The organism is Aeromonas sp. NJAU223, from assembly GCF_051125555.1.
GTDB lineage: Bacteria > Pseudomonadota > Gammaproteobacteria > Enterobacterales > Aeromonadaceae > Aeromonas > Aeromonas veronii_G.
Map to the genome: position 1 here is coordinate 3,593,490 of NZ_CP144204.1, position 23,797 is coordinate 3,617,286.

Consider the following 23,797-nt stretch of genomic DNA (forward strand, 5'->3'; position numbering starts at 1 on the left):
TCTTTATTATTCTTCTATTTATTCAGTGATGTTTTCATGCTAATCAAGTGCATTCTTTTATTGCTATCAATGTTGTTGTTTGGCTGTGCAGACAGCAACGTTGATAGCTATCAACAGCTCAAATATATCTTCACTGCAGATGATGAGATAACAATTACCCCGGAAGCCATCGAAAAGCTGCCCTATGCCAGTGCATTGCTCACCGTTGACGACAGACCAACTGTATTGCTCGTGCTCGCCTTTGCCGAGGGGGATCGCCTCTCCTGGATCAGCAGCGACAGAGGCTTGATAGTGACCGAGCATGGTCGAATTACCAAAACGCTCAAGCTGGATAATGATCTTCGCTACTTCGCCGCCACCATGCCGGATCCCTTGAGTCAGGCCGTCATTCCCGGCGATGCCCAATTCAGTTATCTGGCCGAATGGGTGCAACTTCGCCACAGCGGAAGAAACCTCAACACCACCTTAAAACAGCTGGCCGATGAAAATCTGGATATAAATGGAAATATAATTCTAACCTCTCACTATGAAGAAACTGTGCAATCAATAAAAGATGACCAAGTGTGGACTAATTATTACTGGTTGGACAAAACATCCGGTGTGGTCAGAAAAACTATTCAGAAGTTAGGCCCTGACAATAACACCATCGAAATGGTCTTTACCAAGCCCTATTTGCCATGAAAAAAATCATATTTTCACTCTTGATTGGCTATACGCCATGGCTTTATGCCGACAGCGTCACCCGGGTGATCATCGGCAATGCCAGCAAAACCACCATTTCCCTCTCCGATAGCCAGCGCCTGGAACAACTGTTGAATGCGCCCGGCTTGCCCGGTGACACCTACTGGCCTGCCGCCATCATCTCCTCCCCCGCCCAAGATAAGTCTGCACAGCAAGCCAAAGAACAGCTGCTCAGCGATCTGAAAGCCCTCCAGGTTCTCTGGATGAGAGCGCATCAGGGAGGTCTGGTTCAGGCCACCCAGCAACTGCTGCGCGAGCTGGATCAGCTCGATGTGGCCGGCCGGATTGACATCAAGCTGGATCCGGATCTCAGCAGAGTGGAGCCTGCAAACGACCCTCGTCTGTCTGGCGACTATTCTCTCTATCTCTCTCGCAGGCCATCCAGCCTCTACCTGCTGGGATTGATCAACAGTCGCAGGTCCATGCCCCATGAACCAGCCAAGGGGCTGGCTGAATATTGGCAGGGCCACAGTCTGCTACCCGGCGCCAACCCTGGAGAGGTCTATCTCATTCAGCCGGATGGCCGCGTCCAGTTGTCCCCCGTCGCGGTGTGGAACGAATACCATATCGAGCCCATGCCGGGTGCAACATTATTTGCCGGCTTCGACCCTGAGCTGCTTCCTGCCAAATTCAAAAACATCAATCTCCGTATTGCCGACATGATTGCTAATCGGATACCCGAGTAATGCTGACCAGAATCGCCACTCTCTCGCTGCTTGTCTCACCCTTCGCGTTTGCCAACACGGACAGCTTCTCGCCAACTTTCCCCACCCAGAGTGATTTTGGTGGCGTAGGTCTGCTCCAGATGCCGACGGCACGCATGGCGCCCGAAGGCGAGTTTTCATTCAACTACATGGATGACCAGGAATACCGGCGCTGGTCCATCTCCATGCAGCCATTCGCCTGGCTGGAGGCCACCCTGAGATACACCGACATTCGCACCCGGCTCTATAGCAATGACGAGAATTTCAGCGGGGATCAGACCTACAAGGACAAGGGACTGGATGTCAAAGCCAGGCTATGGGATGAGTCCACCTGGCGCCCACAGGTCTCTGTGGGACTGCGCGATGTGATGGGGACCGGGCTCTTTGACAGCGAATACATCGTCGCCAGCAAACGCTACAAGAACCTTGATTTCACCCTGGGAATGGCGTGGGGAAACATGGGTCAGAGCGGCAACATCAAGAATCCCTTCTGTGAAGTCCGTGAAGGCTGGTGTCAGCGTGATGACGGCTTCTCGGGCAGCGGCGGCAAGTTTGAATTCGGCAGCCTGTTCCATGGCCCGGCGGCCCTCTATGGAGGGATAGAGTACCAGACCCCCTGGCAGCCCCTCAGGCTCAAGCTCGAATACGAGGGCAACGACTACAGTCACGAGTCGGCGGGGGCCATCGTTCAGAGCACCCCCATCAATGCGGGCATCGTCTACCAGCCCTACGATGTGTTCGACATGCACCTCAGCTATCAGCGCGGCAATACCCTGATGTGGGGGGTGACATGGCATACCAACTTCAACGATTCCTCTCTGTCGCTGCCCAAGGTCATGGATCCCCCCGTTCCTGCCTATCAGACCAGCCAGGTCGACTCCCTGGAGCAGGTCGACTGGTCGACGCTCTCTTCCCAGCTAGCCAGCAATGGGGGCTGGCAACAGGCCTCACTCTACAGTGATAAGGAGACCCTGACGCTGGAAGCAGAGCAGACCCGATACAGGGATCAGGCCCAGAGCGAGCAGCGAGCCACCCTGCTGGCCGTCAATGCCCTGCCTTCCACGGTGAAAGAGCTGCGCATCATCGAGCAGAAGCAGGGAATGCCCCTGCAGGAGAGCCGAGTCGATCTCGACTCCGTGCGTCGTGCCAACAGCGATCTCCCTCTAGGCCAGACACAAGAGATCGAGGTCAGCCGCCAGCCACCGGCCCCCGTCGAAGGAACTCGGCGCCATGGGGCCGAACCCCGCTCATGGGATTTCAAGATTGTGCCCAAGCTGAGTCAGTCCATCGGGGGAGCCGAAAGTTTCTACATGTACCAGCTCGGGTTGAATGCCAACACCGACTGGCACATGACCGAGCACGACTGGGTGAGCAGCACAGTATTCTTAAACCTCGTCAACAACTATGACAAGTTCAATTACACCGAGCCGCCGCCCGATGGAGAGGCCCTTCCCCGGGTCCGAACCTGGGTGCGGGAGTACGTCACATCGTCGGATGTGCTGCTCAACAACCTGCAGCTCACCCACATGGACAAGTATGGTGAGGCTTGGTACGCCCAGGCTTATGGCGGTTATCTGGAGATGATGTACGCCGGGGTGGGTGGAGAAGCCTTGTATCGTCCCTTCAACCAGTCTTGGGCCATAGGGGCGGACGTCAATCTGGTGAGGCAACGGGATTGGGAAAACACCCTCCAGCTTGCAGATTACCAAGTGGCTACGGGCCATGTTACCACCTATTGGCAACCAGAGTTTCTGGACAAGGTAACCGCCCAGATCTCGGTGGGTCGCTACCTCGCGGGGGACTATGGCGCTACTTTCAACTTCGCCAAAACATTTGATTCAGGGGTCAGCGCCGGTTTCTTTGCCACCTTCACCAATGTGTCGGCAGAGGAGTACGGCGAAGGTAGCTTTACCAAGGGCCTCTACATCACCATCCCATTCGACCTGATGATGTTCAAGTCCACCATCGACAGCGCCAACATCAGCTGGGTTCCCCTGACCCGGGACGGCGGCCAGATGTTGTCGAGGAAGTTCGGCCTCTACGACCAGACCAGCGTGGCCTCATTCTGATCTAAATAGGTACTGTCCTTCGGATAAAAAGCACCTTCATTGAAGGTGCTTTTTTTATTTCCGGTTTATACATATGTCGTTCGATTTATCTCCCCTTTCTTCGCTCCAGTTCCCTCAGCGCTCCATGATTTGCGTCACGTCGTCTTTCTTGATCAGCATCTCCCGGCCCTCTTCGTCGTAGTAGCGGTACATGCCGGTGCTGTCATCCAGCTTGGGTTTGCTGTCGGTGGCTATCATGCGTCCGTCCTTGGTGCTCATGATGTATTGGGAGCTGCACCCCGCCAGGGCCAGCGTGCACACCAGGATCGTCATCAGTCGTTTCATCTTCGCCTCTTCTCCCTCGCCATCCTCGGAACGAGGATGCTGCTTGAAGCCTAGCTCAGTCATGCCCTCCCGAATAAGCTCACCATGTTCATCGGAAATACCTGTTTACTTCACTGTTCAGCATCTTAAAAACAGCACAAAAGACACGTAAAAACAAAAAAGGCCGGACATCCGTCCAGCCTTTTCACTCGGGCAACGGGGGTCGTCAGCTGTTGGGCTGACGCTCGCCGGTGATGGTGGGATTCTTGGGATCCATGCTCCACTCGTACCAGCCGCCGTCGTAGACGCTGATCCGCTTCCAGTCCATCAGCCAGGCGTAGAAGAAGGCCTCGGAGGCGCGCCAGCCGGTACCGCAATAGAAGGCGGCCTGCTGGGTCGGTTCGATGTCCCACTCATCCCACATGGCGAGGATCTCGCGGGCGGGCTTCATGGTGCCATCCGGGTTGTGGAAGTCGCTCATGCTGTTGGCATCCACGCCACCCCGACCCCACTTGGCGCCGGGAATGTCACCCTTGGGCTTGATGTAGCTATAGCCGGATGTCTTGCCGACGAACTCGTCCCAGGTGCGTACGCTGACCAAGGCGCCATCCGGCTGCTTGAGCAGCGCCTTGGCCTGGTCCAGGGAGGTGAGGTATTCCGGGTGAGCCGGTATGGTCACGCCGAAATCCTTGGCCGGCTTGAAGGTGTTGGCCAGACCGGTTTCGGTGCGCAGGTGCTGCATGAACCAGGCGTCGAGGCCGCCATCCAGCAGGCGCACGTCCTCCACCCCCGCATACATCATCAGGTGGGCGGCACGGGCCGCCGCCATGGTGTTGCGACCATAGAGGATGACGGTGGTGTCGTGGCGGATGCCGTTCTCCAGCAGCAGCTTCTTGAGCGCCTCGTCAGAGACCTTGTTCCAGAGCGGCTCCTCTTCGAGGCTATTGGTGTCGATGTAACCCGCCCCCGGGATATGGCTCAGCAGATAGGCCTTGGGGGCGCCCCACGCCACTTCGAACAGCTTCCAGTCTCCCTTGGGTGCAGCCACCACCGGTTTGCCGGCTTGCAGGTCCGCCAGCCAGAGGGGATGGACCAGCTGCTGCCAGCGGGCCAGGTGCTCACGCGGGGCGCTCTTCCAGTCCTGCAGCTCGAACAGCTGCTTGATGCCCTGCTGGCGCAGCAGGCGGGCCACCTCGGCCACACCGCGGGATTCCCCGTAGAGCGCCACCGGCTTGTCCGCCGACAACCCCTTGTCCTTGAGCGCCTTCACCCACTCCTCGTCACTGTATTTCCATTCGGCGGAGAGGTTTTCCGCCCCCGCCACATGACCACCCTGCTGCTCATCCGCCATCGGCCAGCCCTGATAGAGATAGCTCGGACGGGTATCCAGGATAACCGTCCCCTTGGCCGTGGCATCGGCCACGGAGAGAAGGGGCAATTCAGCGGCCAGCGCCGGCAAAGCACTCCACAGCGACAGGGTGGCCAGAGCAGCCCGCAACAGCGTCATTACTCGTTTCATGGTGATTCTCGTCTTCAAAGTGAACAATCAAACATCAAAAAATGGAGCGTCCGAGCCGCTCGGCCAGCAGCTCGAGGGCAGCCGTGCCCGCCAGGGAGTTGCCAGCCTTGTTGAGCTCGGGTGACCAGACACAGACACACAATTCGCCGGGGATGAGCGCCATGATGCCGCCGCCGACCCCGGATTTGCCCGGCATGCCCACGCGATAGGCAAAATCCCCCGCCTCGTCGTAAAGACCGCAGGTGGCCAGCAGGGCATTGACCTGTTTGGCGGTGCGGGCCGGCAACAACGGCGTACTCTCACCGAGCGGCACCCCGCGGTTGGCCAGATAGATGAAAGTACGGGCAAGATCGGCGCAGCTCATTCGGATGGCGCAAGCATTGAAGTAGCTTTGCAGCACCTTGTCCACTTCGTTTTCGAAGTTGCCATAGGCCTTCATCAAATAGGCGATGGCGGCATTGCGGGCGGCGTGCTGATACTCGGAGCGCGCCACCACCTGATCCGCGATGATGGCCGGGTTGCCACTGAGGCGACGAACCAGCTCCAGGGTGCGCTGACGCGGGGCGGTGAGCCGGGTCTCCAGCAGATCGCTCACCACCAGGGCGCCGGCGTTGATGAAGGGATTGCGCGGTATGCCCTGCTCGAACTCGAGCTGCACCAGGGAGTTGAACGGCTGGCCGGAGGGCTCCTTGCCGACCCGGCGCCAGATCTCCTCCTCCTGATAGAGGGTCAGGGCCAGGGTGAGGCTCAGGGCCTTGGAGATACTCTGAATGGAGAAAGGCTCGAAGGCGTCACCGGCGGTGAACAGCTCTCCCTCCACGGTGCAGACCGCAATGCCCAGCCTGTCGGCCGGCACCTGGGCCAGTGCGGGAATGTAATCGGCCACCTTGCCTTGCCCCAGCAAGGGGCGAACCTGCTCAAGAATGCTGGCCAGTAATTCGGATGACAACACCATCGACGATTCCATGACAAAAACCGGTGAGCCTGCGCCCACCGACAAAAATCCCGCCGGTGGCGGGATTTTCCTGTTGCCCTGCGGGCGGTTTGACTCAGGCCGGCTCGCCGTACCAGAGGTCAAACAATTCGGTGACCACCACGGCTTCCAACCCCTTGCCAGCCAGCCAGGACTGGACGGCGGCGCGGTCTTCCTCGGTGCATTTGCCGAGTTGCTGGGTGCAGATCATGCCTTCCCAGGCCAGATGGCCGGAGCCGGCAAAGGCCAGCTTGCGGGGCTCGATGACCTCGTCGATGAAGGTATCGACCACGTTATCGATGGTCTCTTCGGCGGTACCGACCGGGAAGTTGAAACTGATGTCGAACCCCATTTCCTGGAATTCATCGACGCGCAGTTTCTTACGCAGACGGCGACTACGATTGGCCATGACAGCTCCTTAGGTTAGTTGACGGGTGATTAGCTAACGCGCTTGAAAATCAGATCCCAAACCCCGTGCCCCAGACGATGGCCACGTTGTTCGAATTTGGTCAGGGGACGCCACTCGGGACGGGGCACCCAGTTGCCGCTCTCGGCCGTGTTCTCGTAGCCTTCGGCGGCACTCATCACTTCCAGCATATGCTCGGCATAGTTTTCCCAGTCGGTGGCCATGTGGAAGACGCCACCGATGGCCAGCTTCTGGCGAATATCCTGAGCGAAGGCGGGTTGCACGATGCGGCGCTTGTGGTGGCGGCTCTTGTGCCAGGGATCCGGGAAGAAGAGCTGCAGGCAGGCGAGCGAACCGTTCGGGATCATGTGCTCAAGCACTTCCACCGCATCGTGGCAGATGACGCGCAGGTTGGTGACGCCGGCCTCCTGGGCGGTACCCAAGCAGGCACCTACGCCCGGGGAGTGCACCTCGATGCCGATGAAGTTCTTCTCGGGGGCATTCTTGGCCATCTCCACCAGGGAGGCGCCCATGCCAAAGCCAATCTCCAGCACCACGGGTGCCTCGCGGCCAAACAGCGCCACCATGTCCAGCGGCGCCGGTGCGAAATCGATGCCCATGACCGGCCAGAGTTCTTCCAGGGCCTTCTCCTGCCCCTTGGTCAGGCGGCCTTCGCGACGGACGAAGCTGCGAACCTTGCGCATGAACTTGCCGTCTTCGTTAAACACATCTTGGGTCACAGACATAGTAAATAGCTCGTTATCTCATCGCGCTGGATCCCAGGCGACATTAATGGATTGCTCGTTATTGCATCAGCGCGCAAAAACCGGGGAGCGAATTATCCCAAGATAGGCCCAAGGCGCAAGTGTTTCGCGCAACAAATCCCCCGTCATCGACCATTTCCGCCCTCCTGATTGACAAATGCCGCCCCACTCACAGAATCTGCCGGGGGTCGGGTGCATCCTGACTGCTGATAATAAAGCCATACACAACAAAGGATTGCAGTATGAAGAAAACCCTGCTGACCCTGGCCATCGCGACCCTGCTGGCCGGGTGCAACCCCTCGGACAACGACTCACAACCTCCGGCGCCCGCCCATCAGGCCCATGAGTATCTGGTGCAGCTGAGCTCCGGCGCCGAGGGCATCGGTGCCCGTCCCACGGGCACCGAGGCGGAGACCCGCGCCGCCGCCTGGATCCAGGATCTCCTGACCGGCTGGGGCTACGAGGTGCAAAACCAGCCCTTCACCTACACCCGAAGCGGCGCCAGCAAGCAGTCCCAGAACATCGTTGCCGAACTCAAGGGTCAGAGCGACAAGGTGATCCTCATCGGCGCCCACTATGACAGCACCGGTGAGAAGAAGGGTTCTGAAGGGGCCACCGACAACGGCGCCGGGGTGGCGGCCCTCCTGGCGGTGGCCGAGGCCCTCAAGGGCCAGACCCTGCCCTACACGGTCCGCTTTGCCTTCTTCGGGGCGGAAGAGAACGGCCTCAACGGCTCCAAGGCCTATGCCGCCAGCCTGGACGCGGCCGCTACCGCCCGGCTGCTCGCCATGGTGAACTATGACACCATCGCCGGCGGCGACATCGTCTACGTCCACTCAGCCCACTCGGACGTGGCCGAGTACAGTTGCGCCGATCCGAGCCGCTACAGCTTCGATCCCAAGGTGCGGGATCGCCTGCTGGCGCTCTCCAAGAGCACGGCGACCCCCTTCGCCATCCACCCGAGCTACCCCGGCTATCCGGAAGGGGAGACCGGCAGCTGGTCGGATCATGCCCCCTTCGCCTGCCTCGGGGTGCCCATCGCCTACGTGGAGGCCACCAACTTCACCATCGACGGGGAAGATGGCTACGACGGCTACTCCCAGAGCACCCATCCGGCGCTGTGGGACTGCTACGACGAGGCAACCAAGAGCGCCTGCGATCGGGACAGCGAGACCCAATGGGGCAAGATCTGGCACACCGAGCACGACCGCCTCGACAAGATGGCCGAACTGTTCCCGGGCCGGGTTGAGCAGCAGCTCGGCGCCAACACGGATCTGATGATCCGCTTCCTCAAGGAGCCCGGGCTCTGAACGCTGGGCGATGATCCGCCCCCGCCTGCCAGCGAGGGCTGAGCGGTGAACGCCCATCGCTTGAGCAAGCCCCCCGGCAGAGGGATTGACGTTCTTTGGGCCGGGGGAAGCCATAAAATATGGGCAGGTGCCAAACCTGCCCTTTTTTATGGATTTTTGTGACAGCCATTGCCTCATTTCTCAAATCTGATACAAACGGATAACGTGGCGGTTGAATGGAATGACCGCCCCCTAGTCAGAGAGAACCTTATGCAGCCGTTTTTCGCCCAGCGCTTCGAGAAAGTCGAACCCTCCTTCATCCGTGAAATCCTGAAAGTTGCCGCCAATCCGGAGATCATCTCCTTCGCCGGCGGCCTGCCCAATCCCCATCTGTTCCCGGTCAAGGCCATCGATCAGGCCTGCCAGGACGTGTTGCGCGAGCAGGGTGCTGCGGCCCTGCAATACGCCACCACGGAAGGCTTCGCCCCCCTGCGCCAGTACATCGCCGACCGTTACCTGAGCCGCCACGGCATGGAAGTCAATCCGGACAACATCCTCATCACCAGCGGCTCCCAGCAGGCGCTGGACCTGCTGGGCAAGGTACTGGTGAACGAGGGGCAGGATCTCATCATCGAGGAGCCGGGCTACCTCGGCGCCATCCAGGCGTTTTCCGTCTACCAGCCGCACTTCAAACCCATCACCCTGGGCGAAGAGGGACTGGATCTGGCCGCGCTGGATGCACTGCTGGAGCAGGGCTCGAACGCCAAGCTGCTGTACGGCGTGCCGAACTTCCAGAACCCGAGCGGCGTTTCCTACAGCCGCGCCAACCGCGAGGCCCTGGCCGAGCGACTGGTGCGTCACGAGCTGCTGATGGTGGAAGATGATCCTTACGGCGAGCTGCGTTTCGAGGGGGAACACCTGCCCCCCATCGCCAAGCTGGCACCGAACAATACCGTGCTGCTCGGCTCCTTCTCCAAGACAGTGGTGCCGGCGTTTCGTCTCGGCTGGATGCTGGTGCCGGACTGGCTGCGCAAGAAAGTCACCATCGCCAAGCAGGCCACCGATTTGCACAGCAACGCCTTCAGCCAGCAGGTGCTGCACCGCTTCCTGACCGACAATTCCCTCGATGCCCACCTCGAGAAGATCAAGGAGGTCTACGGTCGCCAGCGCGCCGCCATGGAGGCCGCCCTCGGCCGTCACTGCCCGCCTGGGGTCAGCTACACCCGGCCGGAAGGGGGCATGTTCCTCTGGCTGACCCTGCCCAAAAGCGTCAGTGCCATGGCCCTGTTCGACGAGGCCATCAAGGAGAAGGTCGCCTTCGTACCCGGTGCCCCCTTCTACGTTCGCCCCGAAATTCAGAACACCCTGCGCCTGAGCTTCTCCTGCGTAGATGAAGCCACTACGGAAGAGGGCATCAAGCGGTTGGCCCGCGCCCTCGCCCGCATGCTCTAAGCACGCCTCGAATGCAAAAAGCCAGCGACCTGATCGCTGGCTTTTTTTATGGGCACCCGGGCCGGCAGCCGGGGCCCATACCCCCGTTATCAGTTTATCGAGGGGTCAGCTGGCTGATGAAATCCGTCATCGGCATGGGTCTGCCATAGAAGTAACCCTGCTGGAAGGTGACCTTGTGGGCCTGCAGGTAGGCGGCCTGCTGCTCGTTTTCCACCCCTTCCGCCACCAGTTGCAGCTCGAGCCGGGTCGCCAGATCGACGACGTTCTCCACGATGTGGCTGGAGAGGGCATCCGAGCCAATCATGCCGACGAAGCTCTGGTCGATCTTGAGGAAGTCGACCTGGAAGGCCTGCAGATAGGCCAGGCTGGAGTGGCCGGTGCCGAAATCGTCGATGGCGATGAAGACCCCGAGGGCGTGCAACTCGGCGAACAGCCGATCCGTGGTCTCGTCCGCCACGATCAGCTCCCGTTCGGTCAGCTCCAGCACCAGTTTGATGGGGTTGGCCTTGAAGGCATCGATGAAGTCACGGCAATCCTCCACCAGGCTCAAGTCCTTGCAGTGGCTGGCGCTGATGTTGAAGCCGAAGTGGAACCCCTTGGGCAGGATATGCACCCGGCCGGCGAACTGCTCGCGCACCTGCTTCATCAGGGAGCGGGTCATGGGGACGATGAGGCCGCACTCCTCCGCCATGGGAATGAAGCGATCCGGCGAGATCATGCCCTGGCGCGGGTGTTGCCAGCGCATCAGCACCTCGCAGCCGCTCCAGTGGGCATCCTCACCGGTGACCACGGGCTGCAGATAGGGTATGAACTCCTGGTGAGCCAGTGCCCGTTTCAACTCCTGTGCCGGCGAGGCGGCGCGCCCCGTCAGCCAGAAGACCCAGCAGCCAAACAGCAGGCTCAGCAAGGGGTAGAGGATGAGGCTGACCTTGGAGTAATCCCACAGGTGGGCGACATAGTCGCGGTTCGAGAGGGCGGTCACCACCTTGAAGGGATACTTGCTGGAGACCTGCTCCAGATAGCCGTCGGTGCCGGGGGTGAGCAGTTGATCGGTGAGCTGGCTGTCTCGCAGCAGCATCTGAGGGCCGACCACCAGCCCGATGGGGGAGTTGCGGCTCATCATGTCCAGGATGTTGAGCAGATAGTAGCCATCCACCCCCACCAGCACGCTGTGCTTTCCCGCCTCCTGGCGGTAGACGATGAGCGGCCGCTTCGGCGTCACCGGGTTGCCCCGCATCAGATCGAGCCTGCCCTCCACATAGTCGTCGAGATCTATCTCCCCCTTCACCGGGCCATAGAGGGAGGTGCAGTAGATGGTCTCCCCCTCGGTCAGGTTGACGCTGCGCACATCCGGCACCGTCGCCACCTGATCCCTCAGTCCCTGCATGACCTCGAGACAAGGTTTGCCCGCGCTCCCCATCACCGCCGAGGCGGCCAGCTCGGCGTTGTCCAGGGTGCGATCGAACATGTACTGGGCATGCAGCAAACGCTGCTGTGCATCCTGCGTCACGCCGCTCATGGTCTGCCAGATGGAGATGGAGATCCCGAGCACCATGGGCAGCAGGCCTGCCAGCAGGCCCCAGGCCAGCCGGACGTAGTATTGGCGCACTATCAGACGACGAAATGGCATAATTCCCCACTATCAAGGCGGTGAAAAAGCGGGCGATTTTACAGCTTGTCGCCGACTTGGCAAGTCACCCCGGCTGCAAAAGGCGCCCTGCCCTGTCTGCATTCTCTCTGCGAACCCGCCCCCTGTATACGTCTTTTCCGCGTCAGGAGGAAGGGCGTCATCCGACGGACTCTCTCCAGCGGGAAAAAGATAACGTCAGCAAAAACAGCCGCTTGTTCATCGGGCCCCGGCCCTCTAGAGTAGAGTCAACGACATCGGGAGGCTCGGCATGAAGATACTGATCACGGGGGGGACAGGGTTTATCGGCCGCCGTCTGGTGGCACACCTCAAGGTCGCCCACGAGGTATGGGTGCTGACCCGCCAGGGCAACCGTGCCTATGAGCTGCTCGGCCACGACGTCAAACTGCTGGACAACCTGGACCGGCTGGACGATCTCAACGACGTGGACATCGTCATCAACCTGGCGGGGGAGCCCATAGCCGCGGGCCGCTGGAGCGAGCAGCGCAAGCAGCTGCTGTGCAACAGCCGCTGGCTGCTGACCGAGCAGCTGGTCGATCTCATCAAGCTCTCCAACCGGCCACCCCGGCTGCTGCTCAATGCCTCCGCCATCGGCTGGTATGGCCGCCAGGATGGCACTGCGCTGGATGAGAGCTGCCAGCAGCCCCATGACGAGTTCACCCACCAGCTCTGCCAGCGCTGGGAGCAGCTCGCCCTGCGGGCCAACAGCCCCAGGACCCGGGTCTGCATCGTGCGTATCGGCCTGGTGCTCGGCCAGGATGGCGGCGCCCTGCCCAAGTTGCTGCCCCCCTATCGTCTCGGCCTCGGCGGCCCCATGGGCTCTGGCAAGCAGATGATGAGCTGGATCCACGTGCAGGATCTGGTGCGCGCCATGCTGTTTCTGCTGGAGCACGACGAGTGCGAGGGCATCTTCAACGGTACGGCCCCCGGCCCCGTCGACAACAACAGCTTCAGCCTGCGTCTGGCCCAGACCCTGCGCCGCCCGCACCTGCTGCGAGTGCCGGCCGCCGCCCTGCGCCTGCTGATGGGGGAGGCGGCGGATCTGCTGCTCACCGGCCAGCATGTGCTCCCCGCCCGCCTGCAACAGGCGGGGTTCCATTTCACCTACCCGGCCCTCCCCCAGGCGCTGGAGAATCTGCTGCGCACCCCGCGCTGAACAGACAAAAAAATCCCGGCGCATGCCGGGATTTTTTTGTGTGACGAACATCGGTGAATAGACAGCACCTGAGCCCGGTAGCGGATGGCCGCCCAGGCCATCCGCACGGGCTTCGCTAGAGCAGCCCCTGCCCCAGTCCCCTGAGCCGATCGCTCAGGGTACCCGCCAGCAGCTGGCGCCGCATGCCCTGACCGGCCAGGGTCACCAACAGGGCCCCCAGCAGGGGCAGGCCGGCCCAGATGGCCCAGTGGAACTGCCACTGGCCATCGAACCACCACCACTGCAGGCCGAAGGAGCAGAGCTCCACCACCATGGCGGCGCAGAGCCCCGCCAGCAGGCCGCTGGCCACCAGCTCCCAGCGCAGCATCTTCTCGAGCAGTTTGCTGCCGGCTCCCAGGGTGCGCATCAACAGGAGTTCCCGGCGCCTGTGGGCCATGCTGGCCTGGGTCTGGGTCAGGAGCACCAGCAGGGCCGCCACCGTCACCAGCCCCAACATCAGGCCGAGGGCCCGGCTCACCTGATCCGAGACCACGGTGAGCCGCGCGATCAGATCCTCCACATCGATGAGGCTGACGGTAGGATGGCGCCGGATCAGCTCCACTTCGGCACTCTTCCCCTCCGCGGGCAGGCGATAGCTGCCGAGCCAGGTCTGGGAAAAGGGGGCCAGCACGTCGGCGGAGAAGATCATGTAGAAATTCGGCCTCATGTTGTCCCACTTGATGGATCTCAGGCTGGTGACCCTGGCCTCGAAGTCGCGCCCCTCGATGGAGAAGCCGAGGATATCCCCGAGAGCGATGCCGAGCTGGCCCGCCAGCACCTCGTCCACGGAGACCTCACCCTTGCCGCCGAGCCACTGACCCGCGGTCACCTGATTATCGGGGGGGAGCCCCGCCGTGGTGGTGAAGTTGAGCTCCCGGTTCACCCCCTCCCGCGCCGCGTCCTCCCCCACCGCCTGGCCGGCGATCTGGGTCAGGCGCCCGCGCACCATGGGATAGAAGTCCGAGGTAACGGCACCGGCCCGGTGCAGATCCGTCACTATCCCCTCCCGCTCCTCATCGGCCACATTGACCAGGAAGCGGTTGGGGGCATCCGCCGGCAAGCGGGCGGAGAAGTCGTCGAGCAAATCGACCCGGGCCGCCCACAGCAGGCCGAACAGCATGAGCGCCAGCGCGAAGCCCGCCAGCTGGAACAGACCACTGCCCCGCTCCCGGGAGAGATGGTTGATGGCGAGGCGCAAGGCATGGGGCCCCTTGACCCGGCGGCCGAGGCGCAGCAGGCCGGAGGCGAGCAGCGCCAGCAGCAGCATCAAGACTCCCATGCCGCCGATGAGGCCGAGGGAGAGCCTGGCATCGGCGGTGAAGCCCCACACCAGTCCAAACAGGCCGAGCAGCCCCACCGGCACCGTCAGCCAGGGGGGGATCCCCGCCTCCAGCTCACGGCGCAGCACCCGCAGCGGGGGCACCTTGAGCAGACGCAGGAAGGGGATGAAGGCCAGCAGCAGGGTGATGAAGAAGGCCACCGCCAACCCCAGGGCAAAGGGACGCCAGGAGGGAGGCGGCAGATCAGAAGGCAATAGATCCCCGAGCAGTTGCAGGGTCAGCCACTGCATGGCACTGCCCGCCACCAGCCCGATGAGGGCCCCGATCAGCGTCAGGGAGAACAGCAGGGTCCCCATCAGTTGCCAGAGGGTGCCTCTGGAGGCGCCGAGGGTCTTCAGCAGGGCCACCATATTGGTCTGGCGCTCGGCGAAGTGGCGCACCGCTATGCCCATGGCCAGGGCCCCGAGCAGCACGCCCGCCAGTGAGGCGAGGCGGAAGAAGCGCTCCGCATTGGCCAGGGACTTGCCCACCTGGGAGCCCTGATCGTCCGGTTTGATCAGCTTCTGCCCAGCGCTCAGCTTGGGAGTGAGCCAGGCCTCATAGCTCGCGATAGCTTCTCGCGGCCCCTTGATGAGATAACGCCACTGCTGGCGGCTGCCCGGCAAGAGGGCGCCGGTCGCCTCGATGTCGGCACTGTGGATCAGCGCCCGCGGCGCCATCTGGAAGGGGCTGAAGCCCTGATCCGGCTCCTGGCCGAGTTCACCGGCGACCCTGAGGGTCGTGTTGCCCACCTCGAGCTCATCCCCGAGCCTGGCACCGAGCAGTTTCATCACCCGATCGGAGAGCCAGATTTCGCCGGGGGCCGGGGCCCGTTGCGGGCTGAGTTCCAGCTTGCCGTAGAAGGGAAACTCCGCCGGCACGGCCCGGATGGAGGCCAGCTGCAGGTTGTCACCGTGAAACAGCATGCTGTTGAAACTGACCGTGGTCTGCACCGCCAGACCGTTCCGGGCGGCCTGTTCGAGCCACTCCCCCTGCGCCGGGGTGGCCGTACGCAGCACCCGGTCGGCACCGATGAAGTCCCGCCCCGAGGCCTTGAGCCCCGCATCCAGCCTATCGGCCACCAGCGCCACACTCAGCACGCAGGCCACGCTCAGGGCCAGGGCCAGTACAAACCAGCGCAGTTCACCGCTGAAACCTTCCCGGCGCAGCAGTTTCAAACCCAGTCTCCACCTGCTCATGACGACTCCCTGACGCGGGCCACTTGCGACATGACCTCGGCCTCCAGCCGTCCCGCCGCCATCACCAGCTGCCGCTGGCAGCGCTGGGCCAGCTCATGATCGTGGGTCACCACCACCAGGGTAGTGTTATGTTCTCTGTTCAGGCGAAACAGCAGTTCGATCACCTTCTCCCCCGTCTTGCTGTCGAGGTTGCCGGTGGGCTCATCCGCCAACAGCAATTGGGGACGGGTCATGAAGGCCCGGGCGATGGCCACCCGCTGCTGCTCACCGCCGGAGAGCCGGGGCGGCAGATGATGCAGCCGCTCGGAGAGCCCCACCTCGGCCAGGAGCTCGCGGGCCCTGGGCTCGCAGTCCACCTCCCCGCGCAGCTCGGCCGGCAGCATGACATTCTCCAGGGCGCTCAGGGTCGGCAACAGCAGGAAGGACTGGAAGATGAAGCCCACCTGCTCGGCCCGCAGCCTGGCGCGCCCCTCCTCATCGAGCTGGGTGAGTGACTGGCCGAGGATCTCGATGTCGCCGCTGCTCGGCAGATCCAGCCCGGCCAGGAGCCCGAGCAGGGTGGATTTGCCGGAGCCGGAGGCACCGACCAGCGCCAGGGTCTCCCCCGTGTTGACCTGCAGATTGATCCCCTCGAGGATGCAGAGGCTCTCCTGGCCGAGGCTAACCGTCTTGCCCAGCCCGTTGACTGTGATGATGGGGGTTGAACTCATGTTGCGTTTCCTGTGTGCTTGGGCCCTGAATGGCGGTGAATGATGAGCGTTGAATTCATGGCATTATTCCTGTTTACTCGGACCCTTGCTGAAAATCCATACCGGCGAAACGGCAGGGCCATCATGACCTGGTCACGGACGTGTCGACGCCATGGCAGGGTGGCCGTCATCCTGCCCCTTGCCGATAATCCATAGCGCCTGATGAATCGGGCCTTGCATGACATGATGGGAGTTGAATCCATGGCGCGTTTTCTGCTGGCTTTGAGTTGCCTGTACTGCTGGGTGTCCTCGGTGCAGGCCCAGACCCTGCTGGTACTGGGGGACAGTCTGAGTGCCGGCTATCAGATGCAGGCCGAGCAGAGCTGGCCTGCCCTGCTCAATGAGAAGTGGCAGCAGCAAGGGGGCAAGCACAGGCTCATCAACGCCAGCATCAGCGGCGAGACGACCCAGGGCGGTCTGGCCCGCCTGCCTACCCTGCTCGAGGAGCACAAACCGGATTGGGTGCTGATCGAACTGGGGGCCAACGACGGCCTGCGCGGCTTCGCCCCGGCCATCACCCGGGCCAACCTGAGCAAGATGCTGGCGCTGACCAAGGCCAGCCAGGCCCAGACCGTGCTGACCCAGATCCAGCTGCCCCGCAACTACGGGGCTCGCTACCTGCAACAGTTCGAGCAGATCTTCCCGGATCTCGCCAAGGCCAATGCGCTGCCTCTGATGCCCTTCTTTCTGGATGATATTGCGCTGCGCCCTGAACTCATGATGAATGATGGACTGCATCCCACCGCAGAAGCCCAGCCGCAGATCCGCGATCGGGTCGCGAGTTTCATCGAGCCCCTGCTGGCCCAGTCACCCGCAAAAGGCTAACCCGCTCGTCGTCACGGACAGCAAAAAGCCCCCGCCAAGGCGGGGGCTTTTTCATGTCGCAACTCTATGTTGCAACCTGGGCGCGAGCGCGGGGTCAGGCCCCCAGGATCTGGCGCAGCCGCTCCTGGGCCACCCCCACCAGCAGGTCCGGTTGGAACTTGGAGATGAAGCGATCGCACCCCACCTTCTTCACCATGGCCTCGTTGAAGTTGCCGCTCAGCGAGGTGTTGAGGGTGATGAAGAGATCGGCCATGCGCGGATCGCTGCGCACCTCGTGGGTGAGGCGATAACCGTCCATCTCCGGCATCTCCGCATCGGTGATCATCAGCATGATCTCGTCGGTCACCTTCTTGCCCGCGTCACACCAGCCCTTGAGCAGCTTGAGGGCCTGCAGACCGTCCTGGCACTCGATCACCTCGAGTCCAAGCTGGGCCAGGGTCTCGCGCACCTGGTTGCGAGCCGTGCTGGAGTCATCGACGATGAGCACCCGGCGCCCCTGCATCTGGGGCAGGATATTGCGGTCGAGCACCTCGTTCGAGATGCGGATGTCGTAGGTGATGATCTCCGCCAGCACCTTCTCCACATCGATGATCTCGACGATCTGATCGACGTCCCCCTCGGGGATGCGGGTGATGGCGGTCAGGTAGTTGGAGCGACCGGCGGAGCGCGGCGGCGGCAGTATGTCCTTCCAGGTCATGTTGACGATGTGGGCCACCTGCCCCACCAGAAAGCCCTGAATGGTGCGGTTGTACTCGGTGATGATGAGGTTGGATTCACTGTCGATGGGCATGGGGCGCATGCCGATGGCGCCGCGCAGGTTGATCACCGGGATGGAGGCCCCGCGAATGTTCGCCACCCCGCTGATGTTGTGGTGGGCCCCCGGCATCTTGTTGAGGTGGGGCAGTTTGACCACCTCCCGCACCTTGAACACGTTGATTGCAAACAACTGCTGGGATCCCAGGCGGAACATCAGCAACTCCAGACGGTTCTCTCCCACCAGCTGGGTACGTTGATCCACTGAATCCAATATGCTCGCCATATAAAGCCCTTAGGTCCGTTGCCCGAGTGCCGCCCCGTCTCGGGACGCCAAGATACCAATAGGATCCGCATTCTCCCCTGCCGGGGCAACACGGTTCCAGATAGAAATAATGAAAAAGGTCGGGGAAAGATAGGGACTTGCGCCAGGGGCGTGATCTTCACCCCATCGCCGGCATGGCGTTGAACAAGCAGGCCCCAGTTCCCGCTATCCAGGGTTATCGACCAGAGTGGCGCAATACTGAACCGGGGATTTTCAAACCCGGTACCTGTCTGCCGCGCGCCCATAAAAAAACCGGCCGCGAGGCGGCCGGTTCAAAAATACAGTAGGCAGTCAGGGAATGACTTAGAAGTTGTACTGCAGTGCTACCGCTACGATGTCGTCGGTAGACTTGCCCAGGCTGTTCTTGCCGGTGGAGCCGACTTCGTCCAGCAGGTTGATCTTGTAATCAACGTAGGCGTTGAAGTTGTCGGTGAAGTTGTACCAGGCACCCACGGAGACGTACTCGGTGGAGGTGTCATCGATACCGTGGGCATCGTCTTTCACGTCAGTACGCAGGTAAGCCAGGGACGGCTTGAACTTCGGCGTGATGTTGTACTGCACGACGGCTTCGTAACCATCCATCTTCTCGGCGTAACCGCGCATGGCGCCGGTATCGACGAACATGTGGTCTTCACCGTGGGAGTAGGTGGCCGCCATGTAGAGGTTGCCGGCAGAGTACTTGGCGCCCACACCGAACAACTTGGCATCGTCGTTGCCGCCGAAGCTCACGTTCTCGGACTGCTCGTCGGTCTTGCCAGCCTGGTTGTAGGCGGCACCCAGGCTCAGGCCCATGTCGAAGTCATAGTTGGCAGACAGGGCGTAACCTTCGGAAGAGCCTTTCGGGTTCCAGGTGCCGTTCGGGCCAACACGTTCGCTGCGGCTTTCGTTCTGCGGATCGTTGTTGCCGGTGAACTGGGCGCCCAGAGTCAGGCCCTGCCAGTTGTAGATGTACTGAGCCAGGGCGTTGTTACGACCGGTACCGAACACGTCGGTGTCCTTGCCCAGGCCGTCACCACCCCACTCAGGCAGCACGTCGGTGTAGTTGTTCACCGCTTTGGTGAACAGACCGTCCTGGCGACCGTAGCTGAAGGCACCGAAGCGATCGTGCTTGATACCGGCATAGCCATAACGCAGCTCGTCGTTGTCAGAACCGGACACCGGCAGGTTGTACTCGGCGAAGCCGAATGCGGTCAGCTCGTCGTCAATCTTGGTCTCGCCGGCAATGTGCAGACGCAGGTAGCTGGCATCGCCTTCGGCGTCGTTGTCATCGGTACCGTAGTACATGCCGTTGACACGGCCGCCGATGTCCAGCTTGGAGCCATCCTGATCGTAAACAGTGGCAGCTTGTGCGCCGCCAGCCAGCAGCAGGCTGGAGATGGCCATGGTCAATGCTGTCTTTTTCATTATTAGTTCCTCTGGTGTAAACACTCTCTATCAGACCTGTGCTCGGTCGTTTGATCGGGTTTATGTTCCGATGACCTAGGGTAGATCCGGAAACCTTGACTGGAACTGAAGCGACGGATGATTAATTCGAAAACACCACGAGAAGGCTATTTTTCCCGACACAAAGTGTCGCCACCATTGACATGTGTCGACATTTAAATCTAAAAAAATGAATTTAATCGAAGCAAATGAACAATCAAGAAAGGGGATGGCAGTCGTTTATATCGACAACCATAGCATCCCCATGGTGAGAAAAGCATCTCCTTTATGATGCCCCCTCGCCAATCAGATAGGCTCCCATGCCTGCATGACGCCGAGCAGATCTTTCCAGCTGACGATCCCCACCAGGGCACCCTCTTCCAACACCGGCAGACAGGAGACATGTTTCTCCAGCATCAGCCTGGCGGCGGCCTGCAGGGTCTTGTCCGGGGAGATGGTGACGGGGTGGCGGCTCATGATCTGGTGGGCGCGACGATTGAGGGTTTCGGTATCGCGGGTCATCTCCGCATCGGTATCCAGATAGGGGCTGATGGCCCGCAGCATGTCTCTGTCCGAAATGACCCCGACCAGCACGTCCTCCTCCAGCACCAGCAGGTGGCGAAAGTGGGCCGCATCGAAGATCTCTTTGATGACGTTGAGCCTGTCATCCATGGAAACCGTTGCGATCCGGGTCGTCATGATCTCTCTCACCAGCATGCCTGCCTCCTGCTACCTGACTGATGTCTCTGTTATGGCACGTTTTTCTGTCCGCAACCAGTCGGCGCCCCCCGCCTCCAGTGCATATTGGTGCCATTTCACGTAAAATCCGCGCCAGTTTCTCCCTTTCATTCGAATCAAGCAGATCCAACCCATGATAGTTGCCAGTCAAATCGAACTGATCCGCGGCGGCCGCACGCTGCTGGACAACGCCTCCGCCACCATACATCCCGGCCACAAGGTGGGTCTGGTGGGCAAGAACGGCTGTGGCAAGTCCACCTTCTTTGCGCTGGTGCGGGGTGAGCTGGCCATCGACAACGGCAGCTTCAGCCTGCCCGCCGGCTGGCAGATTGCGGGGGTGGCCCAGGAGACCCCGGCTCTGGACTGCTCGGCTCTCGAATACGTGATCGACGGCGACAGGGAGTTTCGCGCCCTGGAAGCCCGCCTCGCCCAGGCAGAGAAAGATGACGATGGCCTGGCGGTGGCAGAACTGCACGGCAAACTCGACACCATCGGTGCCTACAGCATCCGCGCCCGCGCCGCCGAGCTGTTGCACGGCCTCGGCTTTGGGGGCGATCAGCTCGCCTCACCGGTGAAGAGTTTCTCCGGTGGCTGGCGCATGCGCCTGAACCTGGCCCAGGCCCTGCTGTGCCGCTCCGATCTGCTGCTCTTGGATGAACCCACCAACCACCTGGATCTCGACGCCGTCATCTGGCTGGAGAAGTGGCTCAAGGGCTATCAGGGCACCCTGGTGCTGATCTCCCACGACCGCGACTTCCTCGACTCCGTGGTGAATCGCATCATCCACATCGAAAACGGCAAGCTGAACGAATACAGCGGCGGTTACTCCGACTTCGAACTGCAGCGGGCCGAACACCTCGCCCAGCAGCAGTCCATGTACGAGAAGCAGCAGCGGGAGATGTCCCACATGCAGGCCTATGTGGACCGCTTCCGCTACAAGGCCTCCAAGGCCCGTCAGGCCCAGAGCCGGTTGAAAGCCATGGAGCGGATGGAGAAGATCCTGCCCGCCCACGCCGACTCCGAGTTCAGCTTCGAGTTTCGTGAGCCCTCGGCCCTGCCGACCCCCCTCATCGCCATGGAGAACCTCAGCGCCGGTTACGGTGACAAGGTGATCCTGGAGAAGATCAAACTCAACCTGGTGCCGGGTTCGCGCATTGGCCTCTTGGGGCGCAACGGCGCGGGCAAGTCCACCTTCATCAAGATGCTGTCCGGCAGCAACCCGCCCCTGTCGGGCAAGCTGGAGGTGAGCGCCGGGGTCAGCATCGGCTACTTCGCCCAGCATCAGCTGGAGACCCTGCGCCTCGATGACACGCCGCTCGATCACCTGGCCCGCCTCGCCCCGGACAAGACCGAGCAGGAGCTGCGCAACTACCTCGGCAGCTTCGGCTTCCACGGCGACAAGGCACTGGACAAGGTAGCCCCCTTCTCCGGCGGCGAGAAGGCGCGGCTGGTACTGGCCCTCATCACCTGGCAGAAACCGAACCTGCTGCTCCTGGATGAACCGACCAACCACCTGGATCTGGAGATGCGCCACGCCCTGACTATGGCGCTGCAAGGCTTCGAAGGGGCCATGGTGGTGGTCTCCCACGATCGCCACCTGCTGCGCACCACCACCGATGACTTCTATCTGGTGCACGGCGGCCGGGTCGAGCCCTTCGATGGGGATCTGGACGACTACCACAAGTGGCTGGGCGAGCAGGACAAAGAGTCCAGCACCCGACAAGGGGACGCCCCCGCCTCTGCCAACTCGGCGGTGGCGCGCAAGGATCAGAAACGGCGCGAGGCGGAATTCCGGCAAGCGACGCGGCCCCTTCGCCAGAAGCTCGAGAAGCTCGAGGCCAGCATGGAGAAGCTGCAAGCCAGGCTCGCCGATATCGAGAGCCAGCTGGCGGATCCCGCCATCTACGAGGAGAGCGCCAAGCCCAGGCTCTCCGAGCTGCTCAAATCCCAGGGGCCTCTCAAGGAGGAGCTGGAAGGGGTGGAACTCGAGTGGATGAGCCTCTCGGAAGATCTGGAGAGCCAGGAGCAAGCCTTCTTTGCGTGACACGGCGACCATGACGGACGAGCGGGTCCCCTGCCACGCGCTGCCGAGCCCGCTCGACTTCTGGAACTGGAGCGGCAAGCATTACGGCCAGCGCAGTCAGGACTGGTTGCAGGTGCAGACACTCGGCGGCAACGTCAATCTGGCCCTGCTGCTGCACCGACTGGATCTGGACGACATAGTGGTGGATCTGGGGGCCCTGCAGCCGGCCCTGATCCAGACGGAGGCGGTGCTGACCCCCTGGCGCACCCTGCGCCAAAATGCCAAGTCCCGGCTCGATGAGAGCGAGTACCAGACCATGCTGGCCCACGAGCTGGAGCTGGAGCGACTGCAACAGGGCGTCTTGCTGCAAGCCCTGCGCGCCCTGCCCCTGTATCGGGGAGAGAGCCACAACCTGTTGAACTATCTAACGATATTGGGGGCCCAGCAGGGTCCCCTCAGAGACCTAATATGCTGAGCTATCGCCACGCCTTTCACGCCGGCAACCATGCCGACGTCCTCAAACACGCCGTCCAGGCCCTGATCATCGAGTCCCTCAAGAAGAAGGAGAAGCCCTTCATCGTGCTGGACACCCATGCCGGCGGCGGTCTCTACGATCTGCGCGGCGACTGGTCCCAGAAGAAGGCCGAATATGTCGACGGCATAGGCCGGCTGTGGGACGAGCGGAGCCAATGGGCCGCCATGGCCCCCTATCTGGGCGTCATCGGGGAGATGAACCAGAGCGGTGAGCTGCACACCTATCCCGGTTCCCCCGAGCTCTCCCGCCGTCTGCTGCGCGAGCAGGACAAGCTGGCGCTGATGGAGCTGCACAACAACGAGGTGGAGGACCTGCGCGCCAACATGGGTTATGACCCCCGCGTCGCCGTGCACCACCGTGACGGCTTCGAGGGACTGGTGGCCCTGCTGCCGCCGACTCCGCGCCGCGGTCTGGTGCTGATCGATCCGCCCTATGAGCTCAAGGAAGACTACTTCGCCGTGGTCGATACCCTCAAAAAGGCACAGAAACGCTGGGCGACCGGCATCTATGCGCTCTGGTATCCCATCCTGGGGCAGGAGGCGGACAAGTCCCGCGACATGCTCAAAGCCATCAAGCGGGAGAACTTCGGCAATGTGCTGGTGGCCGAGCTGGAAGTGGCGGGTCAGACCGCAGATTGGGGCATGAACGGCTCCGGCATGTTGATCATCAGCCCCCCCTGGATGCTGGCCGAACAGATCGAGGCTTTCTTGAAGCCCCTGTGCGCCAAGCTGGCCCAGGGCGCCGGCGCCCAGTACCGGGTGGAGTGGCTCAACAAAATCGAGGAATAACGCCTCGCCTGCACGTCAAAAAGCCCCTCGCGGGGCTTTTTTATTGGCCTGGGTTTCT

The 23,797-nt window shown here is 61.6% G+C and carries 21 protein-coding genes; 10 read left to right on the top strand and 11 right to left on the bottom strand.

Features of this window, described 5'->3' with window-relative positions:
• The first annotated feature begins 36 nt into the window (after positions 1-36).
• From VZC39_RS16445 to VZC39_RS16455, 3 genes are read left to right on the top strand one after another with little or no spacing between them, the layout of a single operon-like run.
• A complete protein-coding gene (locus VZC39_RS16445) occupies positions 37-681 on the top strand; it encodes a YjbF family lipoprotein (protein WP_349919364.1) in 645 nt (214 codons plus the stop codon).
• The gene (locus VZC39_RS16450) at positions 678-1,427 is read left to right on the top strand and encodes a capsule biosynthesis GfcC family protein (RefSeq protein ID WP_349919366.1); all 750 of its coding nucleotides are present in this window, start codon (positions 678-680) and stop codon (positions 1,425-1,427) included. The genes VZC39_RS16445 and VZC39_RS16450 overlap by 4 nt, the downstream gene beginning before the upstream one ends.
• Positions 1,427-3,514, top strand: coding sequence for a YjbH domain-containing protein (locus tag VZC39_RS16455; RefSeq protein ID WP_349919367.1), 2,088 nt, complete (start codon positions 1,427-1,429; stop codon positions 3,512-3,514). The genes VZC39_RS16450 and VZC39_RS16455 overlap by 1 nt, the downstream gene beginning before the upstream one ends.
• 114 nt (positions 3,515-3,628) lie before the next feature.
• On the opposite strand, the gene VZC39_RS16460 is transcribed toward VZC39_RS16455, so the two are convergent.
• The 5 genes from VZC39_RS16460 to trmB form a co-directional block, all read right to left on the bottom strand.
• Positions 3,629-3,901: a YgdI/YgdR family lipoprotein gene (locus tag VZC39_RS16460; protein ID WP_349919369.1), complete on the bottom strand. Its 273-nt coding sequence runs from the start codon at positions 3,899-3,901 to the stop codon at positions 3,629-3,631.
• 142 nt (positions 3,902-4,043) lie between these two features.
• Entirely contained in the window at positions 4,044-5,336 is a 1,293-nt protein-coding gene (locus VZC39_RS16465; RefSeq protein WP_349919370.1) for a rhodanese-like domain-containing protein, read from the bottom strand.
• Positions 5,337-5,370: 34 nt separating this feature from the next.
• Positions 5,371-6,291, bottom strand: a complete 921-nt coding sequence (gene glsB, locus VZC39_RS16470; protein WP_349919372.1) for a glutaminase B — start codon at positions 6,289-6,291, stop codon at positions 5,371-5,373.
• A 94-nt stretch (positions 6,292-6,385) separates the two neighbouring features.
• Positions 6,386-6,718, bottom strand: coding sequence for a YggL family protein (locus tag VZC39_RS16475; protein WP_349919373.1), 333 nt, complete (start codon positions 6,716-6,718; stop codon positions 6,386-6,388).
• Positions 6,719-6,747: 29 nt separating this feature from the next.
• Entirely contained in the window at positions 6,748-7,461 is a 714-nt protein-coding gene (gene trmB, locus VZC39_RS16480; RefSeq protein WP_349919375.1) for a tRNA (guanosine(46)-N7)-methyltransferase TrmB, read from the bottom strand.
• Between the two features lie 260 nt (positions 7,462-7,721).
• On the opposite strand from trmB, the gene VZC39_RS16485 reads away from it, so the two are divergent.
• Both VZC39_RS16485 and VZC39_RS16490 read left to right on the top strand, forming a co-directional pair.
• Positions 7,722-8,789 carry a M28 family metallopeptidase gene (locus VZC39_RS16485; RefSeq protein ID WP_349919376.1) on the top strand — a complete coding sequence of 356 codons (1,068 nt, stop codon included), beginning with the start codon at positions 7,722-7,724 and terminating at the stop codon, positions 8,787-8,789.
• Between the two features lie 249 nt (positions 8,790-9,038).
• Positions 9,039-10,220: a PLP-dependent aminotransferase family protein gene (locus tag VZC39_RS16490; RefSeq protein ID WP_349919377.1), complete on the top strand. Its 1,182-nt coding sequence runs from the start codon at positions 9,039-9,041 to the stop codon at positions 10,218-10,220.
• Positions 10,221-10,314: 94 nt separating this feature from the next.
• On the opposite strand, the gene VZC39_RS16495 is transcribed toward VZC39_RS16490, so the two are convergent.
• Positions 10,315-11,850: an EAL domain-containing protein gene (locus VZC39_RS16495; RefSeq protein WP_434663938.1), complete on the bottom strand. Its 1,536-nt coding sequence runs from the start codon at positions 11,848-11,850 to the stop codon at positions 10,315-10,317.
• Between the two features lie 268 nt (positions 11,851-12,118).
• Here VZC39_RS16495 and VZC39_RS16500 point away from each other — a divergent pair, with 268 nt between their 5' ends.
• Positions 12,119-13,024 (top strand): TIGR01777 family oxidoreductase, encoded by a 906-nt coding sequence (locus tag VZC39_RS16500; protein WP_434663939.1) that lies wholly within the window; start codon positions 12,119-12,121, stop codon positions 13,022-13,024.
• Between the two features lie 115 nt (positions 13,025-13,139).
• Here the strand turns inward: VZC39_RS16500 and VZC39_RS16505 are convergent, their stop codons facing one another.
• Positions 13,140-15,581, bottom strand: a complete 2,442-nt coding sequence (locus tag VZC39_RS16505) for an ABC transporter permease (RefSeq protein ID WP_434663942.1) — start codon at positions 15,579-15,581, stop codon at positions 13,140-13,142.
• Positions 15,578-16,291, bottom strand: a complete 714-nt coding sequence (locus VZC39_RS16510; RefSeq protein ID WP_349919383.1) for an ABC transporter ATP-binding protein — start codon at positions 16,289-16,291, stop codon at positions 15,578-15,580. Before VZC39_RS16510 ends, VZC39_RS16505 begins: the two co-directional genes overlap by 4 nt.
• A 240-nt stretch (positions 16,292-16,531) precedes the next feature.
• On the opposite strand from VZC39_RS16510, the gene VZC39_RS16515 reads away from it, so the two are divergent.
• The gene (locus VZC39_RS16515; RefSeq protein WP_349919384.1) at positions 16,532-17,155 is read left to right on the top strand and encodes an arylesterase; all 624 of its coding nucleotides are present in this window, start codon (positions 16,532-16,534) and stop codon (positions 17,153-17,155) included.
• A 94-nt stretch (positions 17,156-17,249) separates the two neighbouring features.
• Here the strand turns inward: VZC39_RS16515 and VZC39_RS16520 are convergent, their stop codons facing one another.
• The 3 genes from VZC39_RS16520 to VZC39_RS16530 form a co-directional block, all read right to left on the bottom strand.
• Entirely contained in the window at positions 17,250-18,194 is a 945-nt protein-coding gene (locus VZC39_RS16520) for a chemotaxis protein CheV (RefSeq protein WP_349919386.1), read from the bottom strand.
• A gap of 342 nt (positions 18,195-18,536) precedes the next feature.
• Positions 18,537-19,637, bottom strand: coding sequence for a porin (locus VZC39_RS16525; protein ID WP_349919388.1), 1,101 nt, complete (start codon positions 19,635-19,637; stop codon positions 18,537-18,539).
• Positions 19,638-19,961: 324 nt separating this feature from the next.
• Entirely contained in the window at positions 19,962-20,372 is a 411-nt protein-coding gene (locus VZC39_RS16530) for a CBS domain-containing protein (RefSeq protein WP_434663945.1), read from the bottom strand.
• A gap of 154 nt (positions 20,373-20,526) precedes the next feature.
• Here VZC39_RS16530 and VZC39_RS16535 point away from each other — a divergent pair, with 154 nt between their 5' ends.
• Genes VZC39_RS16535 through VZC39_RS16545 form a run of 3 tightly spaced genes read left to right on the top strand, consistent with a single transcriptional unit; the run spans position 20,527 to position 23,739 of the window.
• Positions 20,527-22,437: an ABC transporter ATP-binding protein gene (locus tag VZC39_RS16535; protein WP_434663948.1), complete on the top strand. Its 1,911-nt coding sequence runs from the start codon at positions 20,527-20,529 to the stop codon at positions 22,435-22,437.
• Positions 22,430-22,891, top strand: a complete 462-nt coding sequence (locus VZC39_RS16540; protein ID WP_434663950.1) for a DUF2390 domain-containing protein — start codon at positions 22,430-22,432, stop codon at positions 22,889-22,891. The genes VZC39_RS16535 and VZC39_RS16540 overlap by 8 nt, the downstream gene beginning before the upstream one ends.
• Positions 22,885-23,739: a 23S rRNA (adenine(2030)-N(6))-methyltransferase RlmJ gene (locus tag VZC39_RS16545; RefSeq protein ID WP_349919394.1), complete on the top strand. Its 855-nt coding sequence runs from the start codon at positions 22,885-22,887 to the stop codon at positions 23,737-23,739. The genes VZC39_RS16540 and VZC39_RS16545 overlap by 7 nt, the downstream gene beginning before the upstream one ends.
• Positions 23,740-23,797: the final 58 nt, after the last annotated feature.